The organism is Paeniroseomonas aquatica, assembly GCF_030409335.1.
In the GTDB taxonomy this organism is placed as follows: Bacteria; Pseudomonadota; Alphaproteobacteria; order Acetobacterales; family Acetobacteraceae; genus Belnapia; species Belnapia aquatica.
In genome coordinates, this window is sequence record NZ_JAUFPN010000020.1 from 24161 (window position 1) to 49833 (window position 25673).

The following is a 25673-nucleotide window of genomic DNA, read 5'->3' on the forward strand; positions in this document are numbered from 1 at the left end:
CACCGATGAAGGCCACACGCCGGGCCCTGCTCGCCACGCCGCTCGCCGCCCCTGCCCTGGCCCAGGCCCCTTGGCCGAACCGCACCATCCGCTTCATCGTGCCCTTCGCCCCGGGCGGGCCGGTCGAGATCCCCGCCCGCTTCATCGCCGAGCAGCTGGCGCCGATCCTCGGCCAGGCCGTCATCGTCGAGGCGAGGCCGGGGGCCGGCGGGGCGCTCGGCATCCAGGCCGTGGTGCAGGCGAACGACCCGCATACCCTGCTGGTCACCACCAGCGCCGTCGCCGTGCTGCCGGCGCTGGTGCGCGACCCCGGCTTCGACCCGCTGCGCGACCTCACGCCGATCACCCTGGTGACCGACGGGGCGATGGTGATCCTGGCCCGGCCGGATACCGCGATCCGCGACCTCGACGACCTGCTGGCGCAGGCCCGGGCGGCGCCGGGGCGGATCAGCTACGGCTCCTCCGGGGCCGGCTCCACCACCCATCTCGGTGGCGCCCTGTTGTGCAGCATGGCCGGGATCGAGCTGCTGCACGTGCCCTACCGCGGCGCGGCGCAGGCGGTGAACGCGCTCTATGCCGGCGACACCGCGCTGATGGTCACCGGGCTCGGCGAGGCGATGCCGCACCTGCGCGAGGGCCGGCTGCGGGCGCTGGCGGTGACCTCGGCGGCGCGGGTGCCGCTGCTGCCGGCGGTGCCGGCGGCGGCGGAGCGGGTGCCCGGCTATGCCATCACCATCTGGTACGCGATGCTCGGACCGCGCGGCACGCCGCCCGAGGTGGTGGCGCGCATCGCCGCGGCGGTGGCGCCGCTGCGGGACGGCAGTGCCCTGGCGGCGCGGATGGCCGCCGCGGGGATCGAACTGCTGCTGGACGGGCCCGGGCCGCTGGCGGCGCGGCTGGCACGGGAGGTGCCCCGGTGGAAGCAGGTGGCCGCGGCCGCCGGCATCCGCGCCGAATGAGGCACCCCCGCATGCACCGCCGCCGCCTGCCCGCCGGCCTCGCCTGCCCCTCGCCCTGCCAGCGGCGGCCCGCGCCAGCCGCGCTGGCCGAGCCGCCCGGTCCGCTTCGTGGTGCCCTTCGCGCCGGGCGGGCCGGTGGAGGTGCCGGCGCTGCAGAGGAACCCCGGCTTCGACCTCTTCGCCGATATCGTGCCGATCTCGCTGGTGGGGTCGCGCTGGAATTCCTGCACGTCCCCTATCGCAGCGCCGGGCAGGCGGTGGGTGGGCTCCATACCGGCGAGATCGACCTCGACATGGGCGATCTCGGCCTGCTGCTGCCGCATGTGCGGGACGGCCGGTCCCGCCTGCTCGCGGTGACGCCGGCGCAGCGGGTGCCGGAGGCCCCGGCTACGCGATGTCGATCTGGTACCTGCTCGGCGGCCCGCGCGGCACGCCGCCCGCGGTGGCGGCGCGGCTGGTCGAGGTGATCGCGCCGCTGCGCGCCGGCCCGGTGCCGGCGACGCGCATCGCCGGGGGCGGCGGCGAGCCGCGGGTCACCGGCCGCAGCCGCGCACCGAGCGCCTGCGGGCGGAGGCGGCGCTGCGGCGGCAGGTGCGGGAGCGGGCCGGGATCCGGCCGGAGTAGCCGCCTCGGCCGCGCGCAGCGTCCGGCTGCCGAGCGGCCGGCCGAGCAGCGCCTCCGCCGCGAGGCCGGCCGCGCGCAGCTTCGCCAGGTCGAGGCCGGTCCCGTAGCCCATGGCTTCCAGCGCGGTGACCAAATCCTCGGTGCCGGTGTTGCCGGTGAAGCCCTCGCCATAGGCGATGCACGCGGGGTGGCCACCGGTGCCGCCGAGCGCGGTATCGGCATGGGTCAGCCCGGCCTCGATGGCGGCCAGGGTATTGGCGATGCCGGTGCCGCGGCTGTCGTGGAAATGGGCGATGAAAGTGGCGGTCGGCAGCGCGCCGTGCAGCCAGCCGATCAGGTCGCGCACCCGCGGCGGCGTGGCGCTGCCGATGGTGTCGCCGATGGCGATGCGGGTGACGCCGAGCTCGGCGAAGCGCCGGGCCTCCTCGAGCACCCGCTCCGGCGTGGTCGGGCCGTCGAAGGGGCAGTCGAAGGCCACGCTGATGGTGCCGACCATGGTGAAATTGTCGCGCCCGAGCGCGGCCATGGCGGCGACGTTCTCCCACTGCTCGGCGCGGGAGCGGCGGAGGTTGCGCTGGCTGTGGCCCTCGCTCGCCGAGACCAGCAGCGAGATCTCCTCCGGCCCCCAGCCGCCGTCGAGCCCGACCAGCGCCCGGCGCACCGCCTGCGGGTTCGGGCAGGTCGCCTTGAACAGCACCCCGGGGCGGCGGCGGACGCCGCGCAGCACCACCTCGGCATCGGCGAATTGCGGGACCTGCTCGGGGTGGGAGAAGCTGGTGATCTCGATCCGGCGGAAGCCGGCGTCGGCGATCCGCTCGATCATCGCGATCTTGGCCTCGGCCGGGACGATGGTCGCCTCGTGCTGCAGCCCGTCGCGGGCGAAGCATTCGCAGATCACCACCTCGGGCGGCGGCGGCGCGGCGGCGTCGGTCATTTCCGCCATGTCGGCGGCGGTCGGCAGGTCGCTCATGAGCCGAGGTCCTTCAGGATGGCGATGGCGGCGGCGGGATCGCGGGCGACATGGGCGCCGATCTCGGCCAGCACCGCCAGCTTGGCCGCCGCCGATTCCCGCTCGCCGCCGACCAGCGCGCCGGCATGGCCCATGCGCGTTTCGGCCGGGGCATGGCGGCCGACCAGCATGGCGACGAGCGGCTTGGCGCAGCCGCGGACGGCCTCGGCGAGGGCGTATTCCTTGTCGCCGCCGATCTCGCCGCAATAGAGGATGGCGTCGGTGGCGGGATCCTCGGCCAGCGCCGCCAGGTAGTCATGCGGGTTGCGGCCGCAGATGCTGTCGCCGCCGATGTGCATCACCGCGCGCTGGCCGATGCCGGCGGCGGTCAGCAGCCGGGCCATGGTCAGCGTCAGGGTGCCGCTGCGGCAGAGCACGGCGACCCGGCCGGGGGTGCAGAAGGCGGGGGCGATGGAGCCGAGCAGCCCCTCCCCCGGGACGCAGAGGCCGAGCGTGTTCGGCCCGACCATCCAGGACCCCGCCGCCCGCGCGGCGCGGGCGGCCAGCAGCGTGTCGTGCACCGGCACGTATTCGGCGGCGACGACGATGCTCGGGATGCCGGCGGCGGCGCGCACGGCGTCGAGCACGCCTTCGGGCGGGGTGTAGATCACCGCCGCATCGGCCGGCTCGGGCAGCGCCCGCACGTCGTCGAACAGCGGCAGCCCGTCCAGCGCCTCGCCGCCGCGGCCGAGGGCGATGCCGCCGACCAGCCGGGTGCCGGCCTCCCGCATCGCGGCGACCTGGGCGGCGGCGTAGCGGCCGGTCGGGTTGAACACCGCGACGCGGCGGGGGAAGCTGGCGAGGAACGGGATCATCATGAGGAGAGCACGGTGCGGCTGGCAGAGCATGATGGCAAGACGCTGCTGCGCCAACACGGCATCGCCACGCCCGCGGGCCGGCTGCTCACCGGCCTGCCGGAGGCGGCGGCGGATGGCGTCCTGAAGGCGCAGCTGCTAGCCGGCGGCCGCGGCAAGCGCGGGCTGGTCCGCCGGGTGGCGACCGGGGATGCGCCGGCGGCGGCGGCGGCGATGCGGGAGATCCTGGGCGACGCCGCGGCGCCACTGCTGCTCGAGGAGGCGGTGGCCCCGGCGCGGGAGGTCTACCTGGCGCTGCGGATCGACGGCACCGCCCAGGGAATCGAGCTGCTCTGCTCCCCCGACGGCGGCGTCGAGGTGGAGGCGGCCGGGAGCCTGCTGCGCGGGCCGCTGGAGCCGGAGGCCGCCGGGGCGCTGGAGGATGCCCATGCCATCATCCTGCGGCCGGGCTTCCCGCCGGCGCTGGCGGCGCGGCTGGCCCGGCTGGCGGTGCGGCTGGCGCGGGTGATGCGGGCCGAGGATCTCGACCTGCTCGAGATCAACCCGCTGGCGGTGCTGCCGGACGGCCGGCTGCTGGCCTTGGACGCGAAGGCGGTGCGGGACGACAGCGCCGGCTTCCGCCATGCCGCCCCGGCGCTCTCGGCCGGGCTGGAGGCGGCGGCGCTGACGCCGCTGGAGCGGCGGGCGCGGGCGCTGGGCTTCCAGCTGGTGGAGCTGCCGGGCGGCACGGTGGCGATGATCACCGCCGGGGCCGGGCTCGGGATGCTGATGCTCGACCTGCTGGCCGATGCCGGCTGCCCTGCCGCCTGCTTCATGGACAACGCCAACGGCGGGCCGGCCGAGACCATGCCGGACCGGCTGGCCCTGGCCTTCGAGCTGGCCGAGCGGCCGGAGGTGAAGGCGGTGATGTTCTTCACCACCCTCGCCTCGCGCGGGCTGCAGGCGCGGGTTGCGGCGCTGGCGGCGGCGCTGCGGGCCCGGCCGCCGCAGAAGCCCTTCCTCGCCGGCATCGCCGCCGGCCACGCGGCGCTGCGCGGCTACTCGATGGCCGAGGCCGCGGCGGCGCTGGCCGAGGTGGGCGTCGCGGCGCTGCACGACGACCCGCATGCGCTGGTGCGGGCGGTGGCCGCCGCCGCCGCCCGCTGACCGCCTCCTGACCGAAGGGGGTGGGCTACCGGGCCGGGCCGCCCCGGGGGGGAGTGGGGCGGCCATGGTCCGGTAGCCCGAATGGCCGCCTCCCCGGGGGAGGCAGGCGGCCATGGCGTGGGTCAGGCGTGGGCGGCGACCAGGGCCTGGGCGGCGAGCTTGTAGCCGCCGGTCTCGGTCAGCAGCAGCCGGGCATGGCTCGGGTCCGGCTCGATCTTCTGCCGCAGGCGGTAGACATGGGTCTCCAGCGTGTGGGTGGTGACGGCGCTGTTGTAGCCCCAGACCTCGTTCAGCAGGATCTGCCGCGGCACCGGCTTGCCGCCGGCGCGGTAGAGGAATTTCAGGATCGAGCATTCCTTGTCGGTCAGCCGGACCTTGCGGTTGCGGGCCGGCTCCTGGAGCAGCCGGACGCTGGGGCGGAACATGTAGGGGCCGACGGCGAAGACCGCATCCTCGGAATTGTCGTAGATGCGAAGTTGCGCCCGGACCCGCGCCAGTAGTTCCGACAGCCGGAAGGGCTTGGCGATGTAGTCGTTCGCCCCGGCATCGAGGCCGCGGACCACGTCTTCCTCGGCATCGGCGCCGGTCAACATGATGACCGGCATCCGGCGCCCGTCCCGCCGCAATTTTGCGCAGAAGTCGCGGCCGTCGGCATCGGGCAGGCCGATGTCGAGGATGATGGCGTCGTAGCGGGCATTGGCCGCGGCAAGCATGGCCTCCGCCGCCCCTGCGCTCGCGGCCACGTCGGCCGTGAAGTCACCGCCGAGGGCAAGCTGCTCGGCCAGGGTGACACGCAGATCGGGATCGTCCTCGATGATCAGGATGGGGCGGGGGGTGGACATGGGGCCTCCGGTCGGGGGGAGAACTGCTGCGGGCTGTCCACTCGGTTGCTGGCATAGGCGCGAGTTTTCAACCTATTGGATGAATACTTTGTCCCTGACGCCGCACAATACCTGATTCGCGGCGATGGGGACACGATGCCGTTAAGGAACAATAGGATTTGTTAAAAGATCGTTCCCAAAACCTCCAGTTGTGTTCTTGGCCGGTATACATTTCGTCTTGCTGCGACCCTGGGTTGTGCTGCGCAGGGCGCCGCATCCTGTGCGCGCCGCCCGGGGAAGCCTCGACACCGCCGCCGGCGCGGGCATGATGCGCCGGCACTCCAGGGGGAACAGACCATGACACTCGGCTTCCGCATCCGGCCGGTGACCACCCGCGTCGATCCGGCGCTCTGCGCCCGCGCCGCCCGCGTCCCGGCGGCCAACCTCGGCGACGTGGTGAACCGCATCCAGACCATGCGCGGCGGCTTCCGCGCCTTCGGCGGCCGGAGGCAGGTGGCGGGGCCGGCCTTCACCGTGCGGGCGCGCTCGGGCGACAACCTCATGCTGCACCGGGCGATCGACATGGCCGAGCCGGGCGACGTCATCGTGGTGGATGCCGGCGGCGACCTCGCCATCGCCATCACCGGCGAGCTGATGATGGGCTGGGCGGCGAAGCGTGGCATCGCCGCCGTCGTCGTCGACGGCGCGGTGCGCGACGTGGCGCAGCTCGGCGCCATGCACCTCGGCGTCTGGGCCTGCGGCGTGACGCCCTCCGGCCCCTACAAGGACGGGCCGGGCGAGATCGGCTACCCGGTCTCCTGCGGCGGCCAGGTGGTGATGCCGGGCGACCTGATCATGGCCGACGAGGATGGGGTGGTGGTGCTGCCGGCCGCCGATGCCGCCGCGGCGGTGGCGGCGGGCGAGGCGCACAATGCAAAGGAGGTCGAGGCCCAGGCGGCGATCGACAGCGGCCGCTGGGAGCGCGACTGGGTGGTGGCGGCGCTGCGGGCCAAGGGCTGCGGCGGGGCCTGAGCCCCCTCGCCCCGCACCGCCGGCGCTCAATCCTCGGCGGCCAGCCAGAGGGCGGCGCCGAACTGCACCGCGCCGAAGGTCAGGCCGCTGAAGCCCCAGAGCAGGACCAGCGGCAGCGGGCCGCTGGAGGGTAGCCGCAGCAGGGTGCCGAGCCCGCCCGGGTCGGCCAGCAGCACCGCGGCGACCAGGCCCGAGGCCAGAACGAAGCCCACGGCCGCATGCGCTGCGAAGACCAGGATGACCGGCGTCATCCAGCCCTAGCGCATGCCCGGGCACAGGGTTGCCGGGCCGGCGCTCAGCGCGGCGCCAGCCAGCCCATGGTCGCGCCCGGCTCGGCATCGACCGTCGGCAGGTAGGGCTTGATGTCGAGCAGCGGCGTGCCGCTGGCGCAGTCGAGGTTGCGGACCAGCAGCACGCCCGGCGCGGCGAAGCCCGCGAAGGCGACCACCGAGAGGGCGATCGGATTGGGCCGCACCGGGGCGCGGGTGGCGAAGACGCCGCGCGGCCCGGCGGCGAAGCGCGGGGCGATGACCAGCGGCGCCGGCCCGGACAGGTGCATCCAGTAGAGCAGGATGAGGTGGGAGAAGCTGTCGAGCTGGTCGAGCCCGGCGCGGTACTCCGGCAGGACCACGGCGCGGCAGAGCGGGCGGGGGTCGGGCTGGCGGCCGTTGCGGGGGCAATCCTCCGGCGTCGGCCAGGGCGTCTCGAGATGGCCGATCGGGGTGAGGGTGAGCGGGGACATGGTGCCTCCTGGCGGGCGGGGCCCCAGCCTTGGCCGATATCCGGGTAAAGCCAAGGCCGCGGACCGGCAGGCGGGCCTCCTGCCGGAACGAGCGGCCGCCCGGCTATGCCGCGGCGGCGGCAGCGGCCATATGGCGGGCTTCCATCCGGGGATCACCGCATGCTCATCCGCCTCCGGCAGGCCCTGGTGGTGCTGCTCGCGCTGCTGGCCGTGGCGGTGCCCGCCGGCATCCTGCTGCTCGGCCGGGTCGACCTCGGCGGCTTCGCCGCGGCCCGCGCCAGCGCCGCGCTGGGGCGGGAGGTGCGGCTCGCCAGCCTGCGCGTGACCCCCGGGCGCTGGATCGGCCTCCAGCTCGAGGGCGGCTGGCTGGGCAACATCGACGGCGGCACCGCGCCGGCCATGGCCGAGCTGGGCCGGCTGGAGGCGGAGGTGGATCTCCTCTCGCTGCTGCGCGGGCCGGTGGTGGTGCGCCGGCTCTCGGTGGACGGGCTGCAGGTGCTGCTCGAGCGGGCGCCGGGGCGGCGGCCGAACTGGCGCTTCGGCCCGGCCGCGCCGGCGGAGCGGCCGGAGGCGCCGGCCGACCGCGCCTGGCTCCCGACCCTGCTCGAGACCCGCGTCAGCCACAGCGAGCTGGTCTTCCGCACCACCGGCGGCAAGCTGCTGCGGAGCCGGATCGAGGCCGGCCAGCTGACCGCCACCGGCGCCGAGGCGCCGCTCCGGCTGGAGGCGGCGGCCAGCTACAACGGCATGGCGCTCACCCTCGAGGCCACGCTCGGCAGCATCGCCGCGCTGCGCCAGGCCGGCCACCCCTTCCCCACCGACCTGCACTTTAAGGCTGGCGAGACGCGGCTCGACTTCAGCGGCGGCATGACCGCGCCGCTCGACGTCGACGGCGCCGCCGGGCGGCTGGCGCTGCGGGCGCCCGACCCGGCGGCGATCCTGGCCATCGCCGGGACCCGGGCGGAGTGGGATGCCTCGCTGGAGCTGGCCGGCCCCTTCGAGCGGCGGGGCGACCGCTGGGAATGGCGGGACGCGACCGGGCTGCTCGACGGCATCCCGCTGACCGCCGCGCTGCTGCGGCTGGTCGAGGGCGGCGGGGGCCGGCCGGATGCCATCACCGCCGACCTCGGGCTGGAACGGGCCGACCTCAACAAGGTGCTGGGGGCGCAGCGGCCGGGGCGTGGCGGCGACGCCGACATCCCGCTGCAGCTCGACCCGGCGCCCGACCCGGAGATCTCGGCGAAGCTCGCCTTCGGCACCCTGGCCTATGCCCGGCTGCGCGCCACCGACGTGCGGCTGGCGGTCGCGCTGCAGCCCGGGCGGATCGCGCTGGACGAGCTGGCGCTGACCACCTCCGGCGCCCGGGTCAGCGCCGCCGGCATGGCGCTCGACCATGCCGGCGGCGCCCGCATCGGCGCCGAGGTGACGATGGAGGATGCCGACCTCGACGCGCTGCGCCGCGACCTCGGGCTGCGCGACCTGCCGCTGTCGGGGCGGCTGACCGGGGAGGTCTCGGTGGCGACCGAGGGACGCAGCCTGAATGCCGCGGCGCGGGAGGCGCGGGTCTCGGCGGTGGTGGCGATGCGCCAGGGCCGCATCGCGCGGGAGGTGGTGGAGATGGCCTCGCTCGACCTGCGGCTGCTGTTCCGCGACGCCCGCGGCACCACGCCGGTGAGCTGCCTGCTCGGGGTGCTCGACATGCGGGGCGGGGTCGGCACGCTGGCGCCGCTGCGGATCCGCGCCGCCACCGGGACCATCGGCGGGCTGGGCAGCTTCGACCTCAACCGCCGGCAGGTGGATCTGGTGATCGGCAGCCTGCGGGAGACGACGGATACCTTCGCGCTCGATATCCCGGTGCGGGTCAGCGGGTCCTTCGCCAGTCCGAGCATCCGGCCGGCGCAGTGGTCGGCGGCGGGGCGGCGGACGCTGGCCGAGCGGGACGAGGTGGCGCCCCTGCCGCCGCGGCTGCGCGCCTTCGCCGAAGCCAACCCGTGCTTCCGGGCGGGGCGGCGGTGAGGGCCGCTCAGCCCTGCGGCGGCGCCGACACCCCCCGGCCCAGCAGCGCCTCGATCTCCGCCGCGGTGTAGCCCGCCCCCGCCAGCACCGCCCGCGCATCCGCCGAGAGCCGCGGCGCCAGGGGCAGCTCGTCCGGGCCGGCGGCGGAGAAGGTGACGGGGCGGCCGAGGCCGGTCATGGCGCCTTCGGTCGGGTGGACTTCCTGGCGCAGCAGCCCGACCTCCCGGAGGTGCGGGTCGTCGAGCAGCGCGTCGATTGTGGCGAAGGGCATGGCGGGGATGTCCGCCCGGCGGAAGATCGTCGCCCATTCGGCGGTGGGGCGGGCGCGGAGCGCCTCGGCGCGCAGGGTGAAATAGGCGTCGACGTTGCGGAAGCGGGCGGCGACGCTGTCGAAGCGCGGGTCGGTTTTGAGCTCCGGCCGGCCGATGCAGTCGAAGAAGGCGAAGGCCTGGGCATCGGTATTGGCGGAGACCGCGATGTAGCCGTCGGCGGTCGGGATCGGCTTGGCATCGGGGTTCATCACCCGCGGGTCGCCGGTCGGGCCTTCCGGGTCGAAGGTGCGGCGGAACATGTGCTCGGTCAGGACGAAATGGGCCATGCTCTCGTACATCGGCACCTCGATCGCCTGGCCCTCGCCCGACCGCTCCCGCGCGTAGAGGGCGGCGGTGATGGCCTGGCTGGCGATGATGCCGGTGATGTGGTCGCACAGCACGAAGGGGGCGTAGCGCGGCTCCCCGGTGACCTTGCCGAGCGCCGCGGCGAAGCCCGACATGCCCTGGATGATGGTGTCGTAGGCCGGGCTGTCGTGGTAGCGGCCGCGGCTGCCGAAGCCGGCGATCACGCACAGGACCAGGCGCGGGTTGCGCGGCCGCAGCGCCTCCCAGGTGATGCCGAGCCGGGCCAGGGCGGCGCCGCGCATGTTGGTCACCAGCACGTCGGCCTGCGCGGCCAGCCGCGCCAGCACTGCCCGGCCCGCCTCGGACTTGAGGTCGACCGCGATGCTGCGCTTGCCGCGGTTGAAGTGGATGAATTTCGGTGACATGTCCGGCGAGGGCGCCGGGCCGCCGAGCCTGCGCAGCAGGTCGCCCTCGGGCGCCTCGAGCTTGATGACCTCGGCGCCCTGCTCGGCGAGCGTCAGGGTGCAGCTCGGCCCGACCACGACCGCGGTGAGGTCGAGCACCTTGACACCCGAGAGCGGCCCCCGGGTCATGTGGCGCACTCCGCCACGGGGAAGCAGGCGCGCCGGCCGCCGCGGTCCCGGTTCAGCAGCACCAGCCCCACCTCGTCCTGAGCGATCCCCGCGCGGCCCGACCGGCCTGCCAAAGCGTCCATCCCGGCCTCCCCTGCTGCGGCATCATCGGCCGCTGCCGGGGCAGGTCAATCCGCCGGGCCGGCGGGCGGATCAGCGAGCGTCGAGGCGCGGGTTGGGCGGGATGACCGGCGTGGTGGCCGGGGCGTCGTTCGGCACCGGGGCGCGGATGCCCGGGTCGAGTTCCAGCGACGGGCGCAGCAGGCCGGTATTCGGCGCCGGCGGCGGGGTGGTGGCGGGGCTGCGGAGCGCGGCTTCGCTGCCGCAGGCCGCGAGCAGCAGGAGGGAGCCGAGCAGGCCAGCGGGAAGGATACGGGTCATGCCGTCCGCAACGCCGGCGCAACGCTGCGGTTCGCCCCCGCCGGCCGCGGTTTGACAGGGCGGGACGCCGGGCGGAGCATTCCCGCAGGCAGGAACGGCGGGAGGGACAGCATGCGCGACAGCCGCATCCGGGTGGAGCGGATCGCCGGCGCGGTCGGCGCGGAGATCGGCGGCGTCGACCTGGCCGGGCCGCTCGACGACGGGACCATCGCCGAGATCCGCGCCGCGCTGCTGGCGCATGGCGTGGTCTTCTTCCACGAGCAGCGCTTCGATGCCGCGCAGCACAAGGCGCTGGCGCGGCGCTTCGGCCCGATCTTCGTCCACCCGAATTTCAAGGGCAGCGGCGCCGATCCGGAGGTGGTTGTGATCCGCCGCGAGCCGGGCGACGCCTCGATCGTCGGCGAGGAATGGCATGCGGACACCACCATGTGCGCGGCGCCGCCGATGGGCGCGATCCTCTACGGCGAGGAGGTGCCGCCCTTCGGCGGCGACACCCTCTTCGCCAGCCAGGGCGCCGCCTATGAGGCGCTGTCGCCGGGGATGCAGCGGCTGATCGGCGGGCTGCGCGCGGTGCATTCGGACCGCAGGGTGGCCGGGCCGGCCTCGGGGATGAATGCCCGCCGCGCCACCAAGGTGCGCGAGGATGCGGCGTGGCAGGAGACGACCAGCCTGCATCCCGTGGTCCGCACCCATCCGGAGACCGGACGGCGGATGCTCTTCGTCAACCACAGCTACACCATCGGTCTCGAGGGCATGACCGAGGCCGAAAGCCGGCCGCTGCTCGGGTTCCTGCTGGAGCATGGCCACCGCCCGGAATTCACCTGCCGCTTCCGCTGGCGGCCGGGCTCGGTCGCCTTCTGGGACAACAGGGCGGTGAAGCACCTGGCGCTGCACGACGCCGGGCCCTACCGGCGGGTGATGCGGCGGGTGCAGATCGTCGGCGAGGCGCCGGTCTAGGCGGCGCGCACCGCGCCGCCCTCGAGCAGCGCGGCGATCTCGGCGGCGCCGTAGCCGGCCTCGACCAGGATCTCGGCGCTGTGCTCGCCGAGCCGCGGCGCCGGGATGCGCTCACCGGCCGGGCTGGCGGAGAAGCGGGTGGGCACCGCCATGCGGGTCAGTGGGCCTTCGGTCGGATGCTCCTCGGTGGTGAAGAACTCCGTCGCCAGCAGGTGCGGGTCCTCGAAGATGCTCTCGAGGCTATGCACCGGGGTCACCGGCAGGTCGGCCGCGGCCAGCAGGGTCAGCCATTCGGCGGTGCTGCGCTTGACGAACTCCGCCGACAGCATCGCCAGCACCGCGTCGATGTGCGTGGTGCGGGTCGCGTGGCTGGCGAAGCGCGGGTCGGTCGAGACCAGGTCGGGCCAGCCGACCGCGGCGCAGAAGGAGCGCCACTGCCGGTCGTTGTAGATCATGGTGCAGACGTGCCCGTCGCTGGTACGGTAGGGCTTGCGGTCGGGCGAGAGCAGCCGGCCGTAGCCGCCGGCATCCAGCGCCGGGTCGAAGACGCGGCCACCGAGGTGGTCGCCGAGCACGAAGGTCAGCATGGTCTCGAACATCGGGATCTCGACCTGCTGGCCCTCGCCGTGGCGCTCGCGGTGGACCAGCGCGGCGTTGATGGCGCCGACCGCGGCGAGGCCGGTGATGCGGTCGACCATCGCCAGCGGCACGTAGCGCGGCTCGCCGTTGCCCACGCGCGCATTGAGCGAGGCGACCAGCGCGCCGCCCTGCATCAGGTCGTCATAGGCCGGGCGCGGGGCATAGGGGCCGCCCTGGGCGTAGCCGAGCACGCTGGCATAGACGATGCGCGGATTGGCCTCGCGCAGCGCCGCGTAGCCGAGGCCGAGCCGGGCCATCGCCTGCGGCCGGATGTTGGTGACCAGCACATCCGCCGTCGCCGCCAGCCGCAGCAGCACCGCCCGCCCCTCGGGGCGCTTGAGGTCGAGCGCCAGGCTGCGCTTGCCGCGGTTGATGGTGAGGTACATGCAGCCCATGCCGGGATGGCGGCCGGGGCCGATCAGGCGCACCACGTCGCCCTCGGGCGCCTCGACCTTGGTCACTTCGGCGCCCATCTCGGCGAGGATCTGGGTGCAGTAGGGGCCGACCAGCACGGTGGTCAGGTCGAGAACGCGGATGCCCGCGAGCGGTCCGGGCATGCGCCGTCTACTCCCTCAAAGTCTCAGGCCAAGCCGTACACCGCCCGGGCGTTCTCGGCAAAGATCATGCGGCGCTCGGCCTCGCTCATCTGGAACTTGAAGGCGTAGCGCGGGTCGTCGCTGTCCCAGTGCGGGTAGTCTGTGGCAAACAGCAGCCGGTCCCAGCCGATCCAGTCGATCAGCTGGCGGAGGTGCTCGGGCCTCTCCGGCTCCTCCACCGGCTGGGTCGTGAACCAGATATTGGACTTCAGGTACTCGGAGGGCTTGCGGCGGAGATGCGGCACCTCGGATTTCAGGGATTTCCACATCCCGTCCATCCGCCAGCCCAGCGCCGGCACCCAGCCGAAGCCGCCCTCGATGATGACGACCTTGAGCTTGGGGAAGCGCTCGAAGGTGCCTTCCAGGATGAAGCTGGCGCAGAGCGCGGCCATGCTCATCCCGACCGCCTGGTGCTCCTCGAAGTAGAAGCTCGGCCAGCCGCCGCCGGTGACGCTATGGCCGCTGGTGCCGAGGCTGTGCAGGCCGAGCGGCAGGCCGTAATGCTCGGCCGCCTCGTAGATCGGCCAGTAGCGCTGCCGGCCCAGCGGCTCCAGCGCCCGCGTCACCATCGCCAATTGCACGAAGTCCCCCTGCCCGGCCCAGCGTGCGATCTCCTTCACGGAGGCCGCCGCATCCTCGCCGGGGATGGCGATGGTCGCCTTCAGCCGCGGCTCCTTCGCGGTCCAGTCCTCGCGCATCCACGCGTTCACCGCGGTGCTGACGGCGGCGGCATAGCCGGGGTTGCGCTCGTCCATCCCGCGCGCGGCCAGCGGCTGCAGCATGCCGTATTCGATCTCGAGCGGGTCGAGGTGCTGCTGCTGCACGAAGGCGAGGTCGGAGCCCGGCGGGCCCCCGCCCGGCGGCCAGCTGTCGAAGCGCGACAGCGCCGGCGTCGCCTTCGGATAGGGATAGGTATTGGTGAAGGGCTGGCGCAGCCGCAGCCCGTATTCGCGGCGGTGCCGGCGCCAGCGTTCCGGCAGGTAGCGGTCCAGCACCGCCATGTCGCGCGGCGCCGGATGGATGTCGCAATCGATCAGCTTGAGGCGCGATGTCGCCCGGACCTCGGGGCGCGGCAGCGTGGAGGCGCTCATTGGACGGTCTCCCTCAGACGCGGATACAAGGCCAGGGCATTGTCCCGCAGCACCCGCCGGTGCAGCCGCGCCGGCAGGCCGGGCGGCAGCGCGTCGGTGCCCTCGAAGCGGGCATGCGGGTAGTCGGTGGCGAACAGCAGCAGCGCGTCGCAGCCGATCATCTCGAGCAGCGCCTCCATCCCCTCCGCATCCTCCGGCGCATCGCCGGGCTGGATCGAGATGCGCACGTTCTCGCGGAAGATCTCCGCCGGGGAACGGTCGACCCAGGGGATCTCCTTGCGCATCGCCCGCCACATCTTGACGCCGCGCCAGAGGAAATTCGGCACCCAGCCGAAGCCGCTCTCGAGCAGCACGACCTTCAGCGCCGGGTATTTGGTGAAGGCGCCCTCGCCGATCAGGCTCAGCAGCTGGCTCTGGAAGGTCTGGGCGAAGGTGACGTGGTCCTCGATGAGGTAGGTGGGCCAGCCGTTGGCGGTCGGCGAGTGGCGGGTGGCGCTGCCGGCATGGAGGGCGATGGGCAGGCCGTGGCGCTCGGCCGCCGCCAGGATCGGCCAGTTCACCCGCCGGCCCAGCAGCGTCTCGCCGGCGCCAAACAGCAGCACCTGGACGAAGCGGCGGTCGGGGGCGCGGCGCTCGATCTCCGCCACCGCCAGCTCCGGGTTCTCGACCGGCACCAGGATGCCGGCCCGTAGCCGCGGGTCCTGGTCGAGCCAATTCGCCGCCATCCAGTCGTTCGCCGCCCGGCACAAGGCGGCGGCGAGGTCGACGTTGTGCAGCGCCGGCGCCCCGAACAGCGGGTTGCAGATGCCGATGGCGGTGCCGAAGGGGTCGAGGGCCTCGCGCCGCATCGCCTCGACCGTGCCGCCGGGATGGCCCGTCGCCGGCCGCCAGTCCGCCCGCGCCGTCAGCGGCGCGCCGCGCGGATAGAGCGCGAGGTCGAGGTCATCGAGGCCGCGGCCGGTGATCACCTCCCGCCAATGCGCGTCGAGGTGCGGCAGCAGGGTCATGCAGCCGGGCAAGGCCGGGTGCAGGTCGACGTCGATCGGGCCGACCGCCGGGCTTTGCAGCATCCCGTCATCCTCCTGCCCGGGCTCGGCCGGGCTTGCGCAAATGCTGCGCGGTCGGCGGCGCCGGGTCAACCAGGACGGCGATTCCGCTTGACGCTGCCGCCCGGCAGCCGTTTCGATCGGGCAAGACCAACGGGGGAGGCCGATCCGCCATGCGGTACCGGATGACACGGCGCGGCGCGCTTCTCGCCGGCCTGGCCGCGCCCCGCCTGGGCCGGGCGCAGGAGGCGTTCCCCAACCGCCCGCTGCGGCTGGTGCTGCCCTTCGGCCCCGGCGGCGTCTCCGACACCCTGGCCCGGCTCATCGCCGAGCAGGCCCGGCCGCTGCTGGGCCAGAGCGTGGTGATCGACCCGCGTCCCGGCTCGAACGGCGTCATCGCCACCGAGCACGTCGCCCGCGCGGCCCGGGACGGCTATACGGTCGGCTACATGGCCTATGGCTCGCTGGTCACCGGCCCGGCGCTGGGCCAGGCGCTGAACTACCGGATCGAGGACTTCCAGCTGCTGACCGCCATCTTCCGCGCGGCGCAGGTGCTGGCGGTGGCCCGGGACGTGCCGGCGCGGAGCCTGGCGGAGCTGGTGGCGCTGTCGCGGGACCGGCCGGTCGCCTACGGCACGGTCGGCCGCGGCGGGCCGGGGCATATCCTCATGGAGATGCTGGCCGGGGAGACCGGCGGCCGCTTCGAGAACGCGGTCTACCGCACCGAGGCGACCGTGGTGCAGGACATGCTCGGCGGCGCCATTCCCGGCTTCATGGGCAGCCTGATGCCGGCGCTGGAGCAGCACCGGGCGGGCGGCATCCGGATCCTGGCGATCAGCACGGCGCGGCGCATCGCCGCCCTGCCGGAGGTGCCGAGCTTCGCCGAGCTGGGCGTGCCGGCGCTGACCTTCCTCTACTGCCACGGGCTGGCGGTGCCGGCCGGCACCCCGGCGCCGGTCGTCGCCCGGCTGCATGCCGCCTTCGCCGCCGCCATCGCCAGCGAGGCGGTGACCGCCCGCATGACCCCGGACATGGTCCCCGACGTGACCAGCCCGGAGGCCTTCACCGCCAGCATCGCGCGGGAGACGGCGGCGCTGGCGGCGGTGATCAAGACCCGCGGCATCACCGCGGGCTAGCGGCAACCCCGGCTGGCCGGGGGTGTTCCAGTGGCGAAACGCCGGAACCCCCCATGCCCCCCAGCCACGATGCCTCCCGCTGCCTCGACGCCCTCCGCCGCATCCTGCCGGCGATCGCCGCCCGCGCCCCGGCGCTCGACGTCGACGGCGCCTTCCCGGCGGAGGATGTCGCCGCGCTCGGCGAGGCGGGCCTGCTGGCGGCGCCGCTGCCGCCGGAGCACGGCGGCGCCGGCCTCGGCACCGACCCGGCGGCGCTGGCCGAGGCGCTGCGGCTGGTCGGCCGCGCCAGCCTGCCGCTCGGCCGGCTCTACGAAGGCCATGTGAACGCGCTGCGGCTGGTGCTCCGGCACGGCGACGCGGCCCAGGCCGCCGCCGCCGCCGCCGATGCCCGGGACGGCGCCTTCTTCGGCGTCTGGAACACCGACGTCCCCGGCGAGATCCTGGGGCTCGAGCCCCGCGCCGGCGGCATCCGGCTGCAGGGGCGCAAGATCCTCTGCTCCGGGGCCGGGCGGGTGGACCGCGCCCTGGTCACCGCCCGCGCCCGGCCCGGCGACCTGCCGCAGATGGTGCTGGTGCCTCTGCCGCCCGGGGAGCGGGCGGACCTCGCGCGCTGGACGGCGCAGGGCATGCGCGCCTCGGCCACCGGCGCGGTCGATTTCACCGGCCTCGACCTGCCCGCCACGGCGCTGATCGGCCCGGCCGGCGCCTATGAGGCCCAGCCCGACTTCTCCGCTGGCGCCTGGCGCTTCGCCGCGGTGCAGGCCGGCGGCATCGAGGCCCTGGCCGAGGCGCTGCGCGACCACCTCCGCCGCACCGAGCGCGGTGGCGACCCCTACCAGGCCGCCCGGCTGGGCGAGGTGGCGACCGCCGCCGCCGGCGCCCGGCTCTGGGTCGAGGCCGCCGCGGTGCGTGCCGAGGCCGGGGCGGAGGACAGCGTGGCCTTCGTCAACCTCGCCCGGCTGGCGGTCGAGCGGGCGGCGCTGGAGGCGCTGACGCTGGTGCAGCGTTCCATCGGCCTCACCGCCTTCCTGCGGCCCCACCCGGCCGAGCGGCTGTCGCGCGACCTGGCGACCTACCTGCGCCAGCCGGGGCCGGACCGCGCCCTGGCCTCGGCCGCGGCGCATGTGCTGGCCGCGCCCGGCGCCTTCGGCGACCTCTGGGCCGCCACCGGTGCGGGCCGGTGAGCGGCATGTACGCCGGCGACTGGCTGCGGGCAGCCGAGGCGCTGCCGGAGACCGGGGACCCGCGGGTGGTCCTGGGCGACGGGCCCAGCCTGGTGCTGGCGCCGCACCCGGACGATGAATCGCTCGGCTGCGGCGGGCTGATCGCGGCGGCGGCCGAGGCGCGGCTGCCGCTGCGGGTGCGGGTGGTCAGCGACGGCGCCGGCTCCCACCCGCGGCTGCCGCGGGACGTGCTGCGGAGCCTGCGGGCGGCGGAGACCCGGGCCGCGGTCGCCGCGCTGGGGCTGCCGCCGGCCGCCCTCGGCTTCCTCGGCCTGCCGGACCAGGCGGTGCCGGGCAGCGGCGCCGGGCTGGCGGCGGCAGTGGCGACGCTGCTGGCCGAGGGCGCGCCCTCGACCATCCTCGCCACCTGGGAGCACGACCCGCACGGCGACCATACCGCCACCTTCGCCATCGCCGCGGCGCTGGCCCGGGCGACCGGGGCGCGGCTGCTGGCCTATCCGGTCTGGGGCTGGGCGCATGCCTATCCGATCCCGGGCTTCCCGCTGCCGCCGCCGCCCTGGCTGCCGGTGCCGCCGCGCGGCCACCGCTTCGCCATGGCGCACTGGCTGCCGGCCAAGCGGGCGGCCATCGCCGCGCATGCCTCGCAGACCGGGCAGCTCGCCGGCGGCTTCACCCTGCCGCCGGAAGCCCTCGCCCTCGCCGACCGCCCCTTCGAGATCCTGCTGGAGTGCGCGCCATGACCGAGCCGGGATCCCTGCCCGCCGGCTACTTCGAGGCGCTCTATGCCGCCGCCCCGGACCCCTGGGACTTCGAGGGCAGCGACTACGAGCGCGGCAAGTACGCCGCCACCCTCGCCGCTCTGCCGCAGCCCCGCTATGCCCGGGCGCTGGAGGTCGGCTGCTCCATCGGCGTGCTGACGGCGCTGCTGGCGCCGCGCTGCGACCGGCTGCTCTCGCTGGACGTGGCGGAGGCGGCGCTGGCGACCGCCCGCGCCCGCTGCCGTGGCCTGGAGGGCGTCGAGTTCCGCCGCATGGCGGTGCCGGGCGCCTGGCCCGAGGGGCGGTTCGACCTGATCATGCTGTCGGAGGTGGTCTACTACCTCGACCGCGCCGACGTCGCCCGGCTGGTGGCGCGGCTCGACGCCGCCCTCGCCCCGGGAGGCGACCTGGTGCTGGTGCACTGGACCGGGGAGACCGACTACCCGCTGAGCGGCGACGCCGCAGCCGAGTTGGTGATCGCCGGCAGCGCCGGCCGGCTCGACCTCACCCGGCAGGAGCGAGCTGCGGCATACCGGCTCGACATCCTGCATCGGCCGGCGGCTCCGGGCTGATCGCCGGGCCGTAGAGCCGCAGCATCGCCTCGGCGCGGGCGATCTCCTGCGGCAGCGCCGCCGGCCGCAGCGGCCGGCGGCGCAGCAGCGGCGCCGCCGCCTCGAGCGCGTCCCAGGCGAGGCCGAAGCCCGGTGCCTCGAGCGCCGCCCTTAGCGCCTGCGGCATGATCCCGAGGGCCATGGCCAGCCAGCCGGTGCCGCGCAGCGGCGCCTCGCCCGAGCGCAGCCGGCGCAGCAGCCGGCGGCAGCGCAGCCGGAGCAGCGCCGGGACCGCCGCCTCCAGCCGGGCGTCGAGCGGCGCCTCGGGATCGTCGAGGCGGCGCCGCATGGTCTCGGCCATGCCCCCCGCCGCGCGGCCGTCGAGCCGGCAGGACACCACGACCCGGGCGGCGGGGCAGTGGCGGATGCGGGCATCGAGCCGGGCGAGCGCGGCGAACAGCGCCCGGTCCTCCCCCACCGGCACCGCGGGGACGCCGCCGATGGCGCGGTAGGCGTCGAGGGTCAGGGCGATGGAAGCGCCGGAATGGGTGCCGTGGCGGGGCCAGGGGTCGTGCGCCAGGGGGTCGAGCAGGGCCGCCAGGGCCTCGAGCCGGGCGGTGTAGCTGGCCTCCAGCGCCTCCCGCCGCCGCAGGGTCGGCGGCAGCAGCGCCGCTTCGGCCGGGTCCAGCCGGATCGTGCCGGCGACCGCATCCGCCCCGGCCGCCAGCCCGGCCAGGTTGGCGGCGAGCCAGCCGGGCTCCGGCCGCGCGTCGGCATCGGTGCAGAGCAGGGTGGTGCGGGGCCCGGCCAGGGCGGCGGCCGCCTCCATGGCGGTGCGGCGGGCGCCGCCGGCATGGGCCAGCGCGGGCGGCAGGCGGCATTCCTGGACCAGCAGCCGGAACGGCAGGGTGGGCGCCAGGGACCGGGCGATGCCGGCGGTGTCGTCGCTGCAGTTGTTGGCCAGCACCAGGACCGCGGTCTCGCCGTAGCCGCCCAGCTGGTGCTGGGCACCGAGGGCGCCGAGGCAGGCGGGCAGCCGCGCCGCCTCGTCATGGGCCGGGATGGCGATGATGGCGCGGGGCGCAGCAGCCTGCGGCAAGGCGGCGCTCGCCGCATCGAAAGGGGTCATTTCCCGGGCCGAACGCCGGAACGCCGAGCCCCGTTCCCGCCGGGCGCAGGGCTGGCGCGATCGTCACCGCCGGGCCTCCGGGGCCGGGCTTCCGGGCCCGGCCATGCGCCACGGTGGGACAAGGCCCTAGGCCATGCGGGACGTGCATGGCGATGCCGGCAGGACCCGTGGAAATTACATGAGATTTATGCTGCGGCGCACCGACATGCTGCTTTGCAACATTCGTGGAAGCGACCCGCACCATGACCACCATCACCTCGACCCTCATCCCCGAGGCCGATCGCATGCCGCTCTCCTGGGCGCCCCAGGCGGCGACCATCCTCGCCGCCTTCGCCCTGTCCTTCGCCATGCCGGTCGGCACCGTGCTGACGCTGGCTCTGCTTGGCGCCACCGCGGCCGGCGTCGGCATCGCCGCGCAGCGCCGGCACGGCGGCGAGGGCATGCCCGCCCTGCCGCATGCGCTGGAGGACTGACGCCACCCGGCTGCCGGCCCCGCGAAGGAGGCCTTCCGCCGGGCCGATCCTGGTCTAGTGTCCCGCTCCTGCGGGAGGCGACGCGATCGCCCCCCGCCGGATGGACCGCGGGGGAGTAGGCCGGTGAGCGACGTCAGAGCAGGCAACCTGGGCGAGTATGCCCTGGCCGGGAAGGTCGCGGTCATCGCCGGCGGCAGCAACGGCATCGGCGCCGCCACCGCCCGGCGGCTGGCCGCGGCGGGTGCAATCCTCGGCATCGGCTACAATACCGGCGCGGAGCGCGCCGCCGCGCTGGCCGCCGAACTGCCCGGGCGCGGGCATCTCGCGCTGCGCATGCCGATGGAGGACAGCGCCGCGCTGCGCGCCGCCGCCGCCGAGGTGGAGGCCAGGCTCGGACGCTGCGACGTGCTGGTGAACTCCGCCGCCACCACCCGGGCGGTGCCGCATGCCGACCTCGAGGCGCTGGACGATGCGCTGATCGACCGGGTGCTGGTCACCAACGTGCGCGGCCCCTTCGCCACCGTCCGCGCCTTCGCGCCGCTGCTGAAGCGCGGCGGCGACGGCGTCATCGTCAACATCTCCTCGCTCGCCGCCATCACCGGCACCGGCAGCAGCATCATCTACGGCGCCTCCAAGGCGGCGCTGGACACCATGGGGCTGTCGCTGGCGCGGGTGCTGGCGCCCGAGATCCGCGTGGTCTCGATCTCGCCCTCGGCGGTCGCCACGGATTTCGTTCCCGGCCGCAGCCGGGCGGCGGTGGAGAAGGCGGCCGGCGCCTCGCCGCTGCGGACGGTGACGGAGGCGGACGACGTGGCCCTGGCCATCATGGCGGCGGTGACGCATCTGCGGCTCACCACCGGCAGCGTCATCCTGGTGGATGGCGGCAAGCACCTCTGAGGCGGGGGCCCCGCCCTAGCGGGTGACCTGGCCGCCGGGCCGGGCCGCGGCCGGCACCAGCGCCGGCCGCCGCGGCAGCAGCACGGCGACGACGGCGATCAGGCCGAGCCAGGTGATGCGGGCCTGGTAGCGGCCGGCCGGGCCCGAGAGCGCGCCGGTGATGGCGGCATTGCCGAGCAGCGCCGCCAGCACCAGCGCGGTCAGCACCACGCCGCGCGGCCCGTGCCGGCGCCCCTGTCCCGGCCGCCCGGGGGCCGAAGTTGCCTCGGCGGTCGCCCCCGGCTGCTCGGCGCGCGGCCAGGCCAGTGCCACCAGCAGCAGCACCAGCGTGCCGTAGAAGATGGCGGCATGCAGGGTGGCCAGCCGCTCCACCATCGGCAGCAGGGTGCCGCGCTGCTGCCGGGCGGCCAGGAAGGCGGCATGCTCGGCCGGGAAGAAGCGCTCGATCAGCGGCTCCGGCCCCGGCGTGCCGAGCCAGGGGCCAAGCCCGTCGCCGGTGTCGATCTGGGTGAGCTGCAGCAGCGTGTTGCCGATGGCGGCGTGCAGCACGCCGAGCGGATCCTCCCTGATCACGTCGCGGATGATGCTCGAGGCCTCCGCCGCCCAGGCCTTGGGCCCACCGAGCCGGGTGTGCAGCGGCCCCGACGGGTCCCAGAGGAAGTGGTTGTGACCAATGCCGAGCTCCCAGCGCACGGCGCAGATCCGGAATTCCTCCGAGGGGCAATGCCGGTCCAGCCAGGCCTGGCCGGAGGCGTCGAAGAGCATGCGGGTGGCGAGGAAGACCGAGCCGTAGGGCGAGACCGCCGGGGCGCGGTGGACGGCGGCATTGACCGCGAGCAGCGCCAGCGCCGCCAGCAGCGGCGGCGCCGCCATGCGGCCGAGGACCCGCAGCGCCGGCCGCAGCCCCTGCCCGAGGGCCAGCAGGAAGCCGACCATCGCCAGGCCCAGCGCCAGCGGCACGTGGCTCTGGTGGACGACGACGGCGAGGCAGGCGAGTCCGAGGACGTACCAGCGCTCGATGCGGGACAGGGCGGCGTTGCGGAAGCCGATGAGCCAGGCGCAGAGCACGACGACGCCGGTGAAGAGGTCCGGCTGCAGCTGCGCGACGATGAAGGGCAGGCCGGTCAGCATCGCCAGCGCCAGCGCGGTCAGCAGCAGCGGCGCCGTCCCGGCATGGCCCTGCGCCCGCAGCACCAGATGCAGCAGATGCGCGACCAGCAGCCCCTGCGCCGCGACCACCGGCCAGAGCGACAGGCGCCAGTGCACCGCATGCAGGAAGAGGCTGTAGAAGGGCGGCCGGTCCCAGCCACATAGACCAGCAGGGCCTGGCCGAGGTAGGTGCCGGTATCGGCGAAGACCAGGGGATAGCCGTTCCACATCGCCGGCCAGGTCAGCAGGAGGGCCGCCAGCCCGATCGCCCAGACGGGGTTGCCGCCGCCGCCCGGCCCGGTTGCGAGGTCGACCGCGGGCAGGCCTGGGCGCAGCAATCCTGTAGCCACGGCAGGGTCCTGCCGTAGAGGTTCAAGAGGCATCGGGGACCTGCTTTTGACGCGGTGTCCCAATTTCAATACTATTCAGACGCCTGGACGTCATTAAACGACTAGGTAGGCAACGCGGATGTGAATGTGTTGCAGCCACAGATCGTTACATTTTTGTTTCTGAGGCCGTCAGGCGCCTCAGCCTCTTGGCCATGCCGAGGTAGGCCAGCACCAGCAGCAGGATGGCCCCGGGCAGCGCCCCCGGCAGCGGGGGGAAGCCGAGCAGCGGCGCCAGCGGGCCAAGCGCCAAGCCTAGCGAGGTGGCGAGGTCGACGACCGGGGAGAGCGGCCGCATCACCAGGGTGAAGCGCAGCACCGCCCGCATGTCCCAGGCGTGCGGGCGGGCCGGGTCGGCCTCGTCCACCGCATCGAAGGAGATGATAACGAAGCCCGGCCAGTCCCCGGACAGGCCGGAGACCAGCCCGGCGACCAGCAGGATGTCGACCAGCGGCTCCGCCAGCCGCCGGCCGAGCTTGCGCAGCAGGCGGCGGCCCGGCGGCTCGCCCACCGCACCGGCGCCGGTGGCGGCGAGGCGGCGGGCGGCCTCCCCCGGGTGTCGAGGCCCCGGGCGGTGGCGCCGAGCCGGGCGAGCGGTGCCTCGGTCGGCTCGGTCCGGAAGCGGTCGGTCGGGGGTGCCATGGCGGCAGGGCAGACCCGGCCCGGGGTCGGTTACACCGCGGTATTGGCATGCCGCGTGCTTCGCCGACAGCCACCCCGCGCAAGGAGCCCGCCATGTCCCGCAGCATCGAGATCGCCGCCCGGCCCGAGCCCATCCGCGTGGTCCCGGAGGAAACCGCGCTGATCGTGGTCGACATGCAGAACGCCTATTGCTCGAAGGGCGGCTACCTCGACCTCTGCGGCTTCGACGTCTCGGGCGCCGCGCCGGTCATCGAGGAGACCCGGCAGGTGGTCGCCGCCTGCCGGGCGGCGGGCATCCCGGTCATCTTCCTGCAGAACGGCTTCTCGGCCGATCTGCGGGAGGCGCCGGGGCCGGCGGCGCCGGTCTGGCACAAGTCGAATGCGCTGAAATTCATGCGGGCGAACGAGGCCTATGCCGGAAAGCTCATCACCCATGGCACCTGGGACCATGCCATCGTCGATGGGCTGGCGCCGCAGCCGGGCGACCTGCTGGTGCCGAAGGCGCGCTACAGCGGCTTCGCCGGGACCGGGCTGGAGCAGCTGCTGGCGGCGCGGCGGGTGCGCACGGTGCTGGTCGCCGGCGTCGCCACCAACGTCTGCGTCGAGAGCACCATCCGCGACGCCTATCACCGCGAGTTCTTCCCCGTGATGATCACCGACGCCACCATGGCGGCCGGGCCGGGGGCGCAGGAGGCGACGGAATTCAACGTCCAGGCCTTCTTCGGCTGGCTGACCACCGGGGCCGAGCTGCGGGCGGCGCTGCTGGGCAACGCCTGAAAAAGGGCCGGGGGATGCGATCCCCCGCCCCCCTCACCCCTGCCTGCGCCGCGGCGCTACCGCTGCAGCGCCTGCACGATCTCCTGCGTCACCTTCTTCGCGTCGCCGAAGAGCATCATGGTGTTCGGGCGGAAGAACAGCTCGTTGTCGACGCCGGCATAGCCGCTGGCCATGCCGCGCTTGATGAAGAACACCGTCTTGGCGCGCTCCACATCCAGGATGGGCATGCCGTAGATGGCCGAGGACTTGTCGGTCTTGGCCGCCGGATTGGTCACGTCGTTGGCGCCGATGACGAAGGCGACGTCGGCCTCGGCGAATTCGGGGTTGATCTCCTCGAGCTCCTTGACGTCGTCGTAGGGGACATTCGCCTCGGCGAGCAGGACGTTCATGTGGCCGGGCATGCGGCCGGCGACCGGGTGGATGGCGTAGGTGACCTCCACGCCCTCCTTCTTCAGCAGCTCGCCCATCTCGCGCAGCACCTGCTGGGCCTGCGCCACCGCCATGCCGTAGCCGGGCACGACGATGATCTTCTGGGCGTTCTTCATGATGTAGGCGGCATCCTCCGGGCTGCCGGCCTTCACCGGGGCGCGGTCGCCGCCGCCGGCGCCAGGCCCGGCCTCGCCGCCGCCGGTGGTGCCGAAGCCGCCGAGCAGCACGTTGACGATGCTGCGGTTCATGCCCTTGCACATGATGTAGGACAGGATGGCGCCGGAGGCACCGACCAGCGCGCCGGTCACGATCAGCAGCAGGTTGCCGATGGTGAAGCCGATGCCCGCCGCCGCCCAGCCGGAATAGCTGTTCAGCATGGAGACCACGACCGGCATGTCGGCGCCGCCGATCGGGATGATCAGCAGGAAGCCGAGGGCGAAGGCCAGGATCGCGATCAGCCAGAAGAGCAGCGGGCTGCCGGAGGAGACGAAGGCGATGACCAGCACCAGCATGAGGATGCCGAGCGCCAGGTTCAGCCAGTGCTGCCCCTTGAACAGGATGGGCGCGCCCGACATCCGGCCGTCGAGCTTGGCGAAGGCGATGACCGAGCCGGAGAAGGTGATGGCGCCGATCGCGAGGCCGAGCGACATCTCGACCAGCGAGCTGCCGTGGATGTCGCCGGCATGGCCGATGCCGAAGCTCTCCGGCGCGTAGAAGGCGGCGGCCGCGACGAAGACCGCGGCGAGGCCGACCAGCGAGTGGAAGGCGGCGACCAGCTGCGGCAGCGAGGTCATCTGGATGCGGTTGGCGACCACCGCGCCGATGGTCCCGCCGACGGCGATGCCGGCGATGACGAGCGCGATGCCGCCCGCACCCATGCCCGGCTTCAGCAGGGTGGCGACCACCGCGATGCCCATGCCGACCATGCCGAAGATATTGCCCTGGCGGCTGGTCTCGGGATGCGAGAGGCCGCGCAGCGCCATGATGAAGAGGACCGAGGCGACCAGATAGGCCAGGGTCGAGAATGTCTGCCCCACGG

Annotated in this window: 27 protein-coding genes and 1 pseudogene; 13 read left to right on the forward strand and 15 right to left on the reverse strand. The window is 74.4% G+C overall.

The window, feature by feature from the left end:
- Positions 1-5 precede the first annotated feature (5 nt).
- Together QWZ14_RS02265 and QWZ14_RS31905 are read left to right on the forward strand one after the other, a co-directional pair.
- Positions 6-959 (forward strand): tripartite tricarboxylate transporter substrate-binding protein, encoded by a 954-nt coding sequence (locus tag QWZ14_RS02265; RefSeq protein ID WP_290314938.1) that lies wholly within the window; start codon positions 6-8, stop codon positions 957-959.
- Between the two features lie 11 nt (positions 960-970).
- The gene (locus tag QWZ14_RS31905) at positions 971-1426 is read left to right on the forward strand and encodes a tripartite tricarboxylate transporter substrate-binding protein (protein WP_353959259.1); all 456 of its coding nucleotides are present in this window, start codon (positions 971-973) and stop codon (positions 1424-1426) included.
- Between the two features lie 170 nt (positions 1427-1596).
- On the opposite strand, the pseudogene QWZ14_RS02270 reads toward QWZ14_RS31905, so the two are convergent.
- Positions 1597-2553, reverse strand: a pseudogene (locus tag QWZ14_RS02270) (hydroxymethylglutaryl-CoA lyase); the annotation flags it as partial.
- Entirely contained in the window at positions 2550-3410 is an 861-nt protein-coding gene (locus QWZ14_RS02275) for a succinate--CoA ligase subunit alpha (RefSeq protein ID WP_290314940.1), read from the reverse strand. The gene QWZ14_RS02275 and the pseudogene QWZ14_RS02270, both read right to left, overlap by 4 nt.
- A gap of 12 nt (positions 3411-3422) precedes the next feature.
- Here QWZ14_RS02275 and QWZ14_RS02280 point away from each other — a divergent pair, with 12 nt between their 5' ends.
- Positions 3423-4553 (forward strand): ATP-grasp domain-containing protein, encoded by a 1131-nt coding sequence (locus QWZ14_RS02280; RefSeq protein ID WP_290314941.1) that lies wholly within the window; start codon positions 3423-3425, stop codon positions 4551-4553.
- Positions 4554-4675: 122 nt separating this feature from the next.
- On the opposite strand, the gene QWZ14_RS02285 is transcribed toward QWZ14_RS02280, so the two are convergent.
- Positions 4676-5395: a response regulator transcription factor gene (locus tag QWZ14_RS02285; RefSeq protein WP_290314942.1), complete on the reverse strand. Its 720-nt coding sequence runs from the start codon at positions 5393-5395 to the stop codon at positions 4676-4678.
- A 336-nt stretch (positions 5396-5731) separates the two neighbouring features.
- Here QWZ14_RS02285 and QWZ14_RS02290 point away from each other — a divergent pair, with 336 nt between their 5' ends.
- Positions 5732-6406: an RraA family protein gene (locus QWZ14_RS02290; RefSeq protein ID WP_290314943.1), complete on the forward strand. Its 675-nt coding sequence runs from the start codon at positions 5732-5734 to the stop codon at positions 6404-6406.
- 26 nt (positions 6407-6432) lie between these two features.
- Here the strand turns inward: QWZ14_RS02290 and QWZ14_RS02295 are convergent, their stop codons facing one another.
- Positions 6433-6657: a hypothetical protein gene (locus QWZ14_RS02295; protein WP_290314944.1), complete on the reverse strand. Its 225-nt coding sequence runs from the start codon at positions 6655-6657 to the stop codon at positions 6433-6435.
- Positions 6658-6701: 44 nt separating this feature from the next.
- On the reverse strand, positions 6702-7148 hold the full coding sequence (gene tsaA / locus QWZ14_RS02300) for a tRNA (N6-threonylcarbamoyladenosine(37)-N6)-methyltransferase TrmO (RefSeq protein ID WP_290314946.1): 447 nt from the start codon (positions 7146-7148) through the stop codon (positions 6702-6704).
- A 159-nt stretch (positions 7149-7307) separates the two neighbouring features.
- Between tsaA and QWZ14_RS02305 the strand changes: the two genes are divergently transcribed.
- Positions 7308-9164, forward strand: coding sequence for an AsmA family protein (locus tag QWZ14_RS02305; protein ID WP_290314947.1), 1857 nt, complete (start codon positions 7308-7310; stop codon positions 9162-9164).
- Positions 9165-9171: 7 nt separating this feature from the next.
- Here the strand turns inward: QWZ14_RS02305 and QWZ14_RS02310 are convergent, their stop codons facing one another.
- The 3 genes from QWZ14_RS02310 to QWZ14_RS02320 all read right to left on the reverse strand — a co-directional run bounded on the left by QWZ14_RS02310 (position 9172) and on the right by QWZ14_RS02320 (position 10794).
- A complete protein-coding gene (locus QWZ14_RS02310) occupies positions 9172-10374 on the reverse strand; it encodes a CaiB/BaiF CoA transferase family protein (RefSeq protein WP_290314948.1) in 1203 nt (400 codons plus the stop codon).
- Positions 10371-10496, reverse strand: a complete 126-nt coding sequence (locus tag QWZ14_RS02315; protein ID WP_290314950.1) for a hypothetical protein — start codon at positions 10494-10496, stop codon at positions 10371-10373. The genes QWZ14_RS02310 and QWZ14_RS02315 overlap by 4 nt, the downstream gene beginning before the upstream one ends.
- A 70-nt stretch (positions 10497-10566) precedes the next feature.
- Positions 10567-10794, reverse strand: a complete 228-nt coding sequence (locus QWZ14_RS02320; protein WP_290314952.1) for a hypothetical protein — start codon at positions 10792-10794, stop codon at positions 10567-10569.
- A 111-nt stretch (positions 10795-10905) separates the two neighbouring features.
- On the opposite strand from QWZ14_RS02320, the gene QWZ14_RS02325 reads away from it, so the two are divergent.
- Positions 10906-11751, forward strand: coding sequence for a TauD/TfdA dioxygenase family protein (locus QWZ14_RS02325; RefSeq protein ID WP_290314953.1), 846 nt, complete (start codon positions 10906-10908; stop codon positions 11749-11751).
- Here QWZ14_RS02325 and QWZ14_RS02330 read toward each other — a convergent pair.
- From QWZ14_RS02330 to QWZ14_RS02340, 3 genes are read right to left on the reverse strand one after another with little or no spacing between them, the layout of a single operon-like run.
- Entirely contained in the window at positions 11748-12947 is a 1200-nt protein-coding gene (locus QWZ14_RS02330) for a CaiB/BaiF CoA transferase family protein (protein ID WP_290314954.1), read from the reverse strand. The two genes, QWZ14_RS02325 and QWZ14_RS02330, sit on opposite strands and share 4 nt — an antisense overlap.
- Positions 12948-12970: 23 nt before the next feature.
- Positions 12971-14077 carry an amidohydrolase family protein gene (locus QWZ14_RS02335; protein WP_290314955.1) on the reverse strand — a complete coding sequence of 369 codons (1107 nt, stop codon included), beginning with the start codon at positions 14075-14077 and terminating at the stop codon, positions 12971-12973.
- On the reverse strand, positions 14074-15147 hold the full coding sequence (locus tag QWZ14_RS02340) for an amidohydrolase family protein (protein ID WP_290314956.1): 1074 nt from the start codon (positions 15145-15147) through the stop codon (positions 14074-14076). Before QWZ14_RS02340 ends, QWZ14_RS02335 begins: the two co-directional genes overlap by 4 nt.
- A gap of 161 nt (positions 15148-15308) precedes the next feature.
- On the opposite strand from QWZ14_RS02340, the gene QWZ14_RS02345 reads away from it, so the two are divergent.
- From QWZ14_RS02345 to QWZ14_RS02360, 4 genes are read left to right on the forward strand one after another with little or no spacing between them, the layout of a single operon-like run.
- Positions 15309-16259, forward strand: coding sequence for a Bug family tripartite tricarboxylate transporter substrate binding protein (locus tag QWZ14_RS02345; protein WP_290314957.1), 951 nt, complete (start codon positions 15309-15311; stop codon positions 16257-16259).
- 53 nt (positions 16260-16312) lie between these two features.
- The gene (locus QWZ14_RS02350; RefSeq protein ID WP_290314958.1) at positions 16313-17443 is read left to right on the forward strand and encodes an acyl-CoA dehydrogenase family protein; all 1131 of its coding nucleotides are present in this window, start codon (positions 16313-16315) and stop codon (positions 17441-17443) included.
- A gap of 5 nt (positions 17444-17448) precedes the next feature.
- Positions 17449-18183, forward strand: a complete 735-nt coding sequence (locus QWZ14_RS02355) for a PIG-L deacetylase family protein (RefSeq protein WP_290315034.1) — start codon at positions 17449-17451, stop codon at positions 18181-18183.
- Positions 18180-18773, forward strand: coding sequence for an SAM-dependent methyltransferase (locus tag QWZ14_RS02360; RefSeq protein ID WP_290314959.1), 594 nt, complete (start codon positions 18180-18182; stop codon positions 18771-18773). The genes QWZ14_RS02355 and QWZ14_RS02360 overlap by 4 nt, the downstream gene beginning before the upstream one ends.
- On the opposite strand, the gene QWZ14_RS02365 is transcribed toward QWZ14_RS02360, so the two are convergent.
- Positions 18706-19881 (reverse strand): glycosyltransferase, encoded by a 1176-nt coding sequence (locus tag QWZ14_RS02365; RefSeq protein ID WP_290314960.1) that lies wholly within the window; start codon positions 19879-19881, stop codon positions 18706-18708. The genes QWZ14_RS02360 and QWZ14_RS02365 overlap by 68 nt on opposite strands.
- A 242-nt stretch (positions 19882-20123) precedes the next feature.
- Here QWZ14_RS02365 and QWZ14_RS02370 point away from each other — a divergent pair, with 242 nt between their 5' ends.
- Together QWZ14_RS02370 and QWZ14_RS02375 are read left to right on the forward strand one after the other, a co-directional pair.
- Positions 20124-20354, forward strand: a complete 231-nt coding sequence (locus QWZ14_RS02370; protein WP_290314961.1) for a hypothetical protein — start codon at positions 20124-20126, stop codon at positions 20352-20354.
- A gap of 123 nt (positions 20355-20477) precedes the next feature.
- Complete coding sequence (locus QWZ14_RS02375; protein ID WP_290314962.1) at positions 20478-21251, forward strand: SDR family NAD(P)-dependent oxidoreductase; 774 nt, start codon at positions 20478-20480, stop codon at positions 21249-21251.
- A 15-nt stretch (positions 21252-21266) separates the two neighbouring features.
- Here QWZ14_RS02375 and QWZ14_RS02380 read toward each other — a convergent pair whose 3' ends face one another.
- Complete coding sequence (locus QWZ14_RS02380; RefSeq protein WP_290314963.1) at positions 21267-22517, reverse strand: hypothetical protein; 1251 nt, start codon at positions 22515-22517, stop codon at positions 21267-21269.
- Between the two features lie 378 nt (positions 22518-22895).
- Complete coding sequence (locus QWZ14_RS02385) at positions 22896-23297, reverse strand: hypothetical protein (RefSeq protein ID WP_290314964.1); 402 nt, start codon at positions 23295-23297, stop codon at positions 22896-22898.
- 224 nt (positions 23298-23521) lie between these two features.
- On the opposite strand from QWZ14_RS02385, the gene QWZ14_RS02390 reads away from it, so the two are divergent.
- Positions 23522-24205, forward strand: a complete 684-nt coding sequence (locus tag QWZ14_RS02390) for an isochorismatase family protein (RefSeq protein WP_290314965.1) — start codon at positions 23522-23524, stop codon at positions 24203-24205.
- A gap of 56 nt (positions 24206-24261) precedes the next feature.
- Here QWZ14_RS02390 and QWZ14_RS02395 read toward each other — a convergent pair whose 3' ends face one another.
- The gene (locus tag QWZ14_RS02395) at positions 24262-25671 is read right to left on the reverse strand and encodes an NAD(P)(+) transhydrogenase (Re/Si-specific) subunit beta (RefSeq protein ID WP_290314966.1); all 1410 of its coding nucleotides are present in this window, start codon (positions 25669-25671) and stop codon (positions 24262-24264) included.
- Between the last annotated feature and the right edge of the window lie 2 nt (positions 25672-25673).

What these genes read in the sequence shown, in the direction of transcription:
- QWZ14_RS02265 (WP_290314938.1), top strand. Translation starts at nt 6, where the DNA reads ATGAAGGCCACACGCCGGGCCCTGCTCGCCACGCCGCTCGCCGCCCCT.
- QWZ14_RS02285 (WP_290314942.1), bottom strand. Translation starts at nt 5,395, where the DNA reads ATGTCCACCCCCCGCCCCATCCTGATCATCGAGGACGATCCCGATCTG.
- QWZ14_RS02390 (WP_290314965.1), top strand. Translation starts at nt 23,522, where the DNA reads ATGTCCCGCAGCATCGAGATCGCCGCCCGGCCCGAGCCCATCCGCGTG.
- QWZ14_RS02290 (WP_290314943.1), top strand. Translation starts at nt 5,732, where the DNA reads ATGACACTCGGCTTCCGCATCCGGCCGGTGACCACCCGCGTCGATCCG.
- QWZ14_RS02330 (WP_290314954.1), bottom strand. Translation starts at nt 12,947, where the DNA reads ATGCCCGGACCGCTCGCGGGCATCCGCGTTCTCGACCTGACCACCGTG.
- QWZ14_RS02350 (WP_290314958.1), top strand. Translation starts at nt 16,313, where the DNA reads ATGCCCCCCAGCCACGATGCCTCCCGCTGCCTCGACGCCCTCCGCCGC.
- QWZ14_RS02305 (WP_290314947.1), top strand. Translation starts at nt 7,308, where the DNA reads ATGCTCATCCGCCTCCGGCAGGCCCTGGTGGTGCTGCTCGCGCTGCTG.
- QWZ14_RS31905 (WP_353959259.1), top strand. Translation starts at nt 971, where the DNA reads ATGCACCGCCGCCGCCTGCCCGCCGGCCTCGCCTGCCCCTCGCCCTGC.
- QWZ14_RS02370 (WP_290314961.1), top strand. Translation starts at nt 20,124, where the DNA reads ATGACCACCATCACCTCGACCCTCATCCCCGAGGCCGATCGCATGCCG.
- QWZ14_RS02335 (WP_290314955.1), bottom strand. Translation starts at nt 14,077, where the DNA reads ATGAGCGCCTCCACGCTGCCGCGCCCCGAGGTCCGGGCGACATCGCGC.
- QWZ14_RS02315 (WP_290314950.1), bottom strand. Translation starts at nt 10,496, where the DNA reads ATGGACGCTTTGGCAGGCCGGTCGGGCCGCGCGGGGATCGCTCAGGAC.
- QWZ14_RS02310 (WP_290314948.1), bottom strand. Translation starts at nt 10,374, where the DNA reads ATGACCCGGGGGCCGCTCTCGGGTGTCAAGGTGCTCGACCTCACCGCG.
- QWZ14_RS02345 (WP_290314957.1), top strand. Translation starts at nt 15,309, where the DNA reads ATGACACGGCGCGGCGCGCTTCTCGCCGGCCTGGCCGCGCCCCGCCTG.
- QWZ14_RS02325 (WP_290314953.1), top strand. Translation starts at nt 10,906, where the DNA reads ATGCGCGACAGCCGCATCCGGGTGGAGCGGATCGCCGGCGCGGTCGGC.
- QWZ14_RS02360 (WP_290314959.1), top strand. Translation starts at nt 18,180, where the DNA reads ATGACCGAGCCGGGATCCCTGCCCGCCGGCTACTTCGAGGCGCTCTAT.
- QWZ14_RS02340 (WP_290314956.1), bottom strand. Translation starts at nt 15,147, where the DNA reads ATGCTGCAAAGCCCGGCGGTCGGCCCGATCGACGTCGACCTGCACCCG.
- QWZ14_RS02320 (WP_290314952.1), bottom strand. Translation starts at nt 10,794, where the DNA reads ATGACCCGTATCCTTCCCGCTGGCCTGCTCGGCTCCCTCCTGCTGCTC.
- QWZ14_RS02295 (WP_290314944.1), bottom strand. Translation starts at nt 6,657, where the DNA reads ATGACGCCGGTCATCCTGGTCTTCGCAGCGCATGCGGCCGTGGGCTTC.
- QWZ14_RS02355 (WP_290315034.1), top strand. Translation starts at nt 17,449, where the DNA reads ATGTACGCCGGCGACTGGCTGCGGGCAGCCGAGGCGCTGCCGGAGACC.
- QWZ14_RS02275 (WP_290314940.1), bottom strand. Translation starts at nt 3,410, where the DNA reads ATGATGATCCCGTTCCTCGCCAGCTTCCCCCGCCGCGTCGCGGTGTTC.
- tsaA (WP_290314946.1), bottom strand. Translation starts at nt 7,148, where the DNA reads ATGTCCCCGCTCACCCTCACCCCGATCGGCCATCTCGAGACGCCCTGG.
- QWZ14_RS02365 (WP_290314960.1), bottom strand. Translation starts at nt 19,881, where the DNA reads ATGACCCCTTTCGATGCGGCGAGCGCCGCCTTGCCGCAGGCTGCTGCG.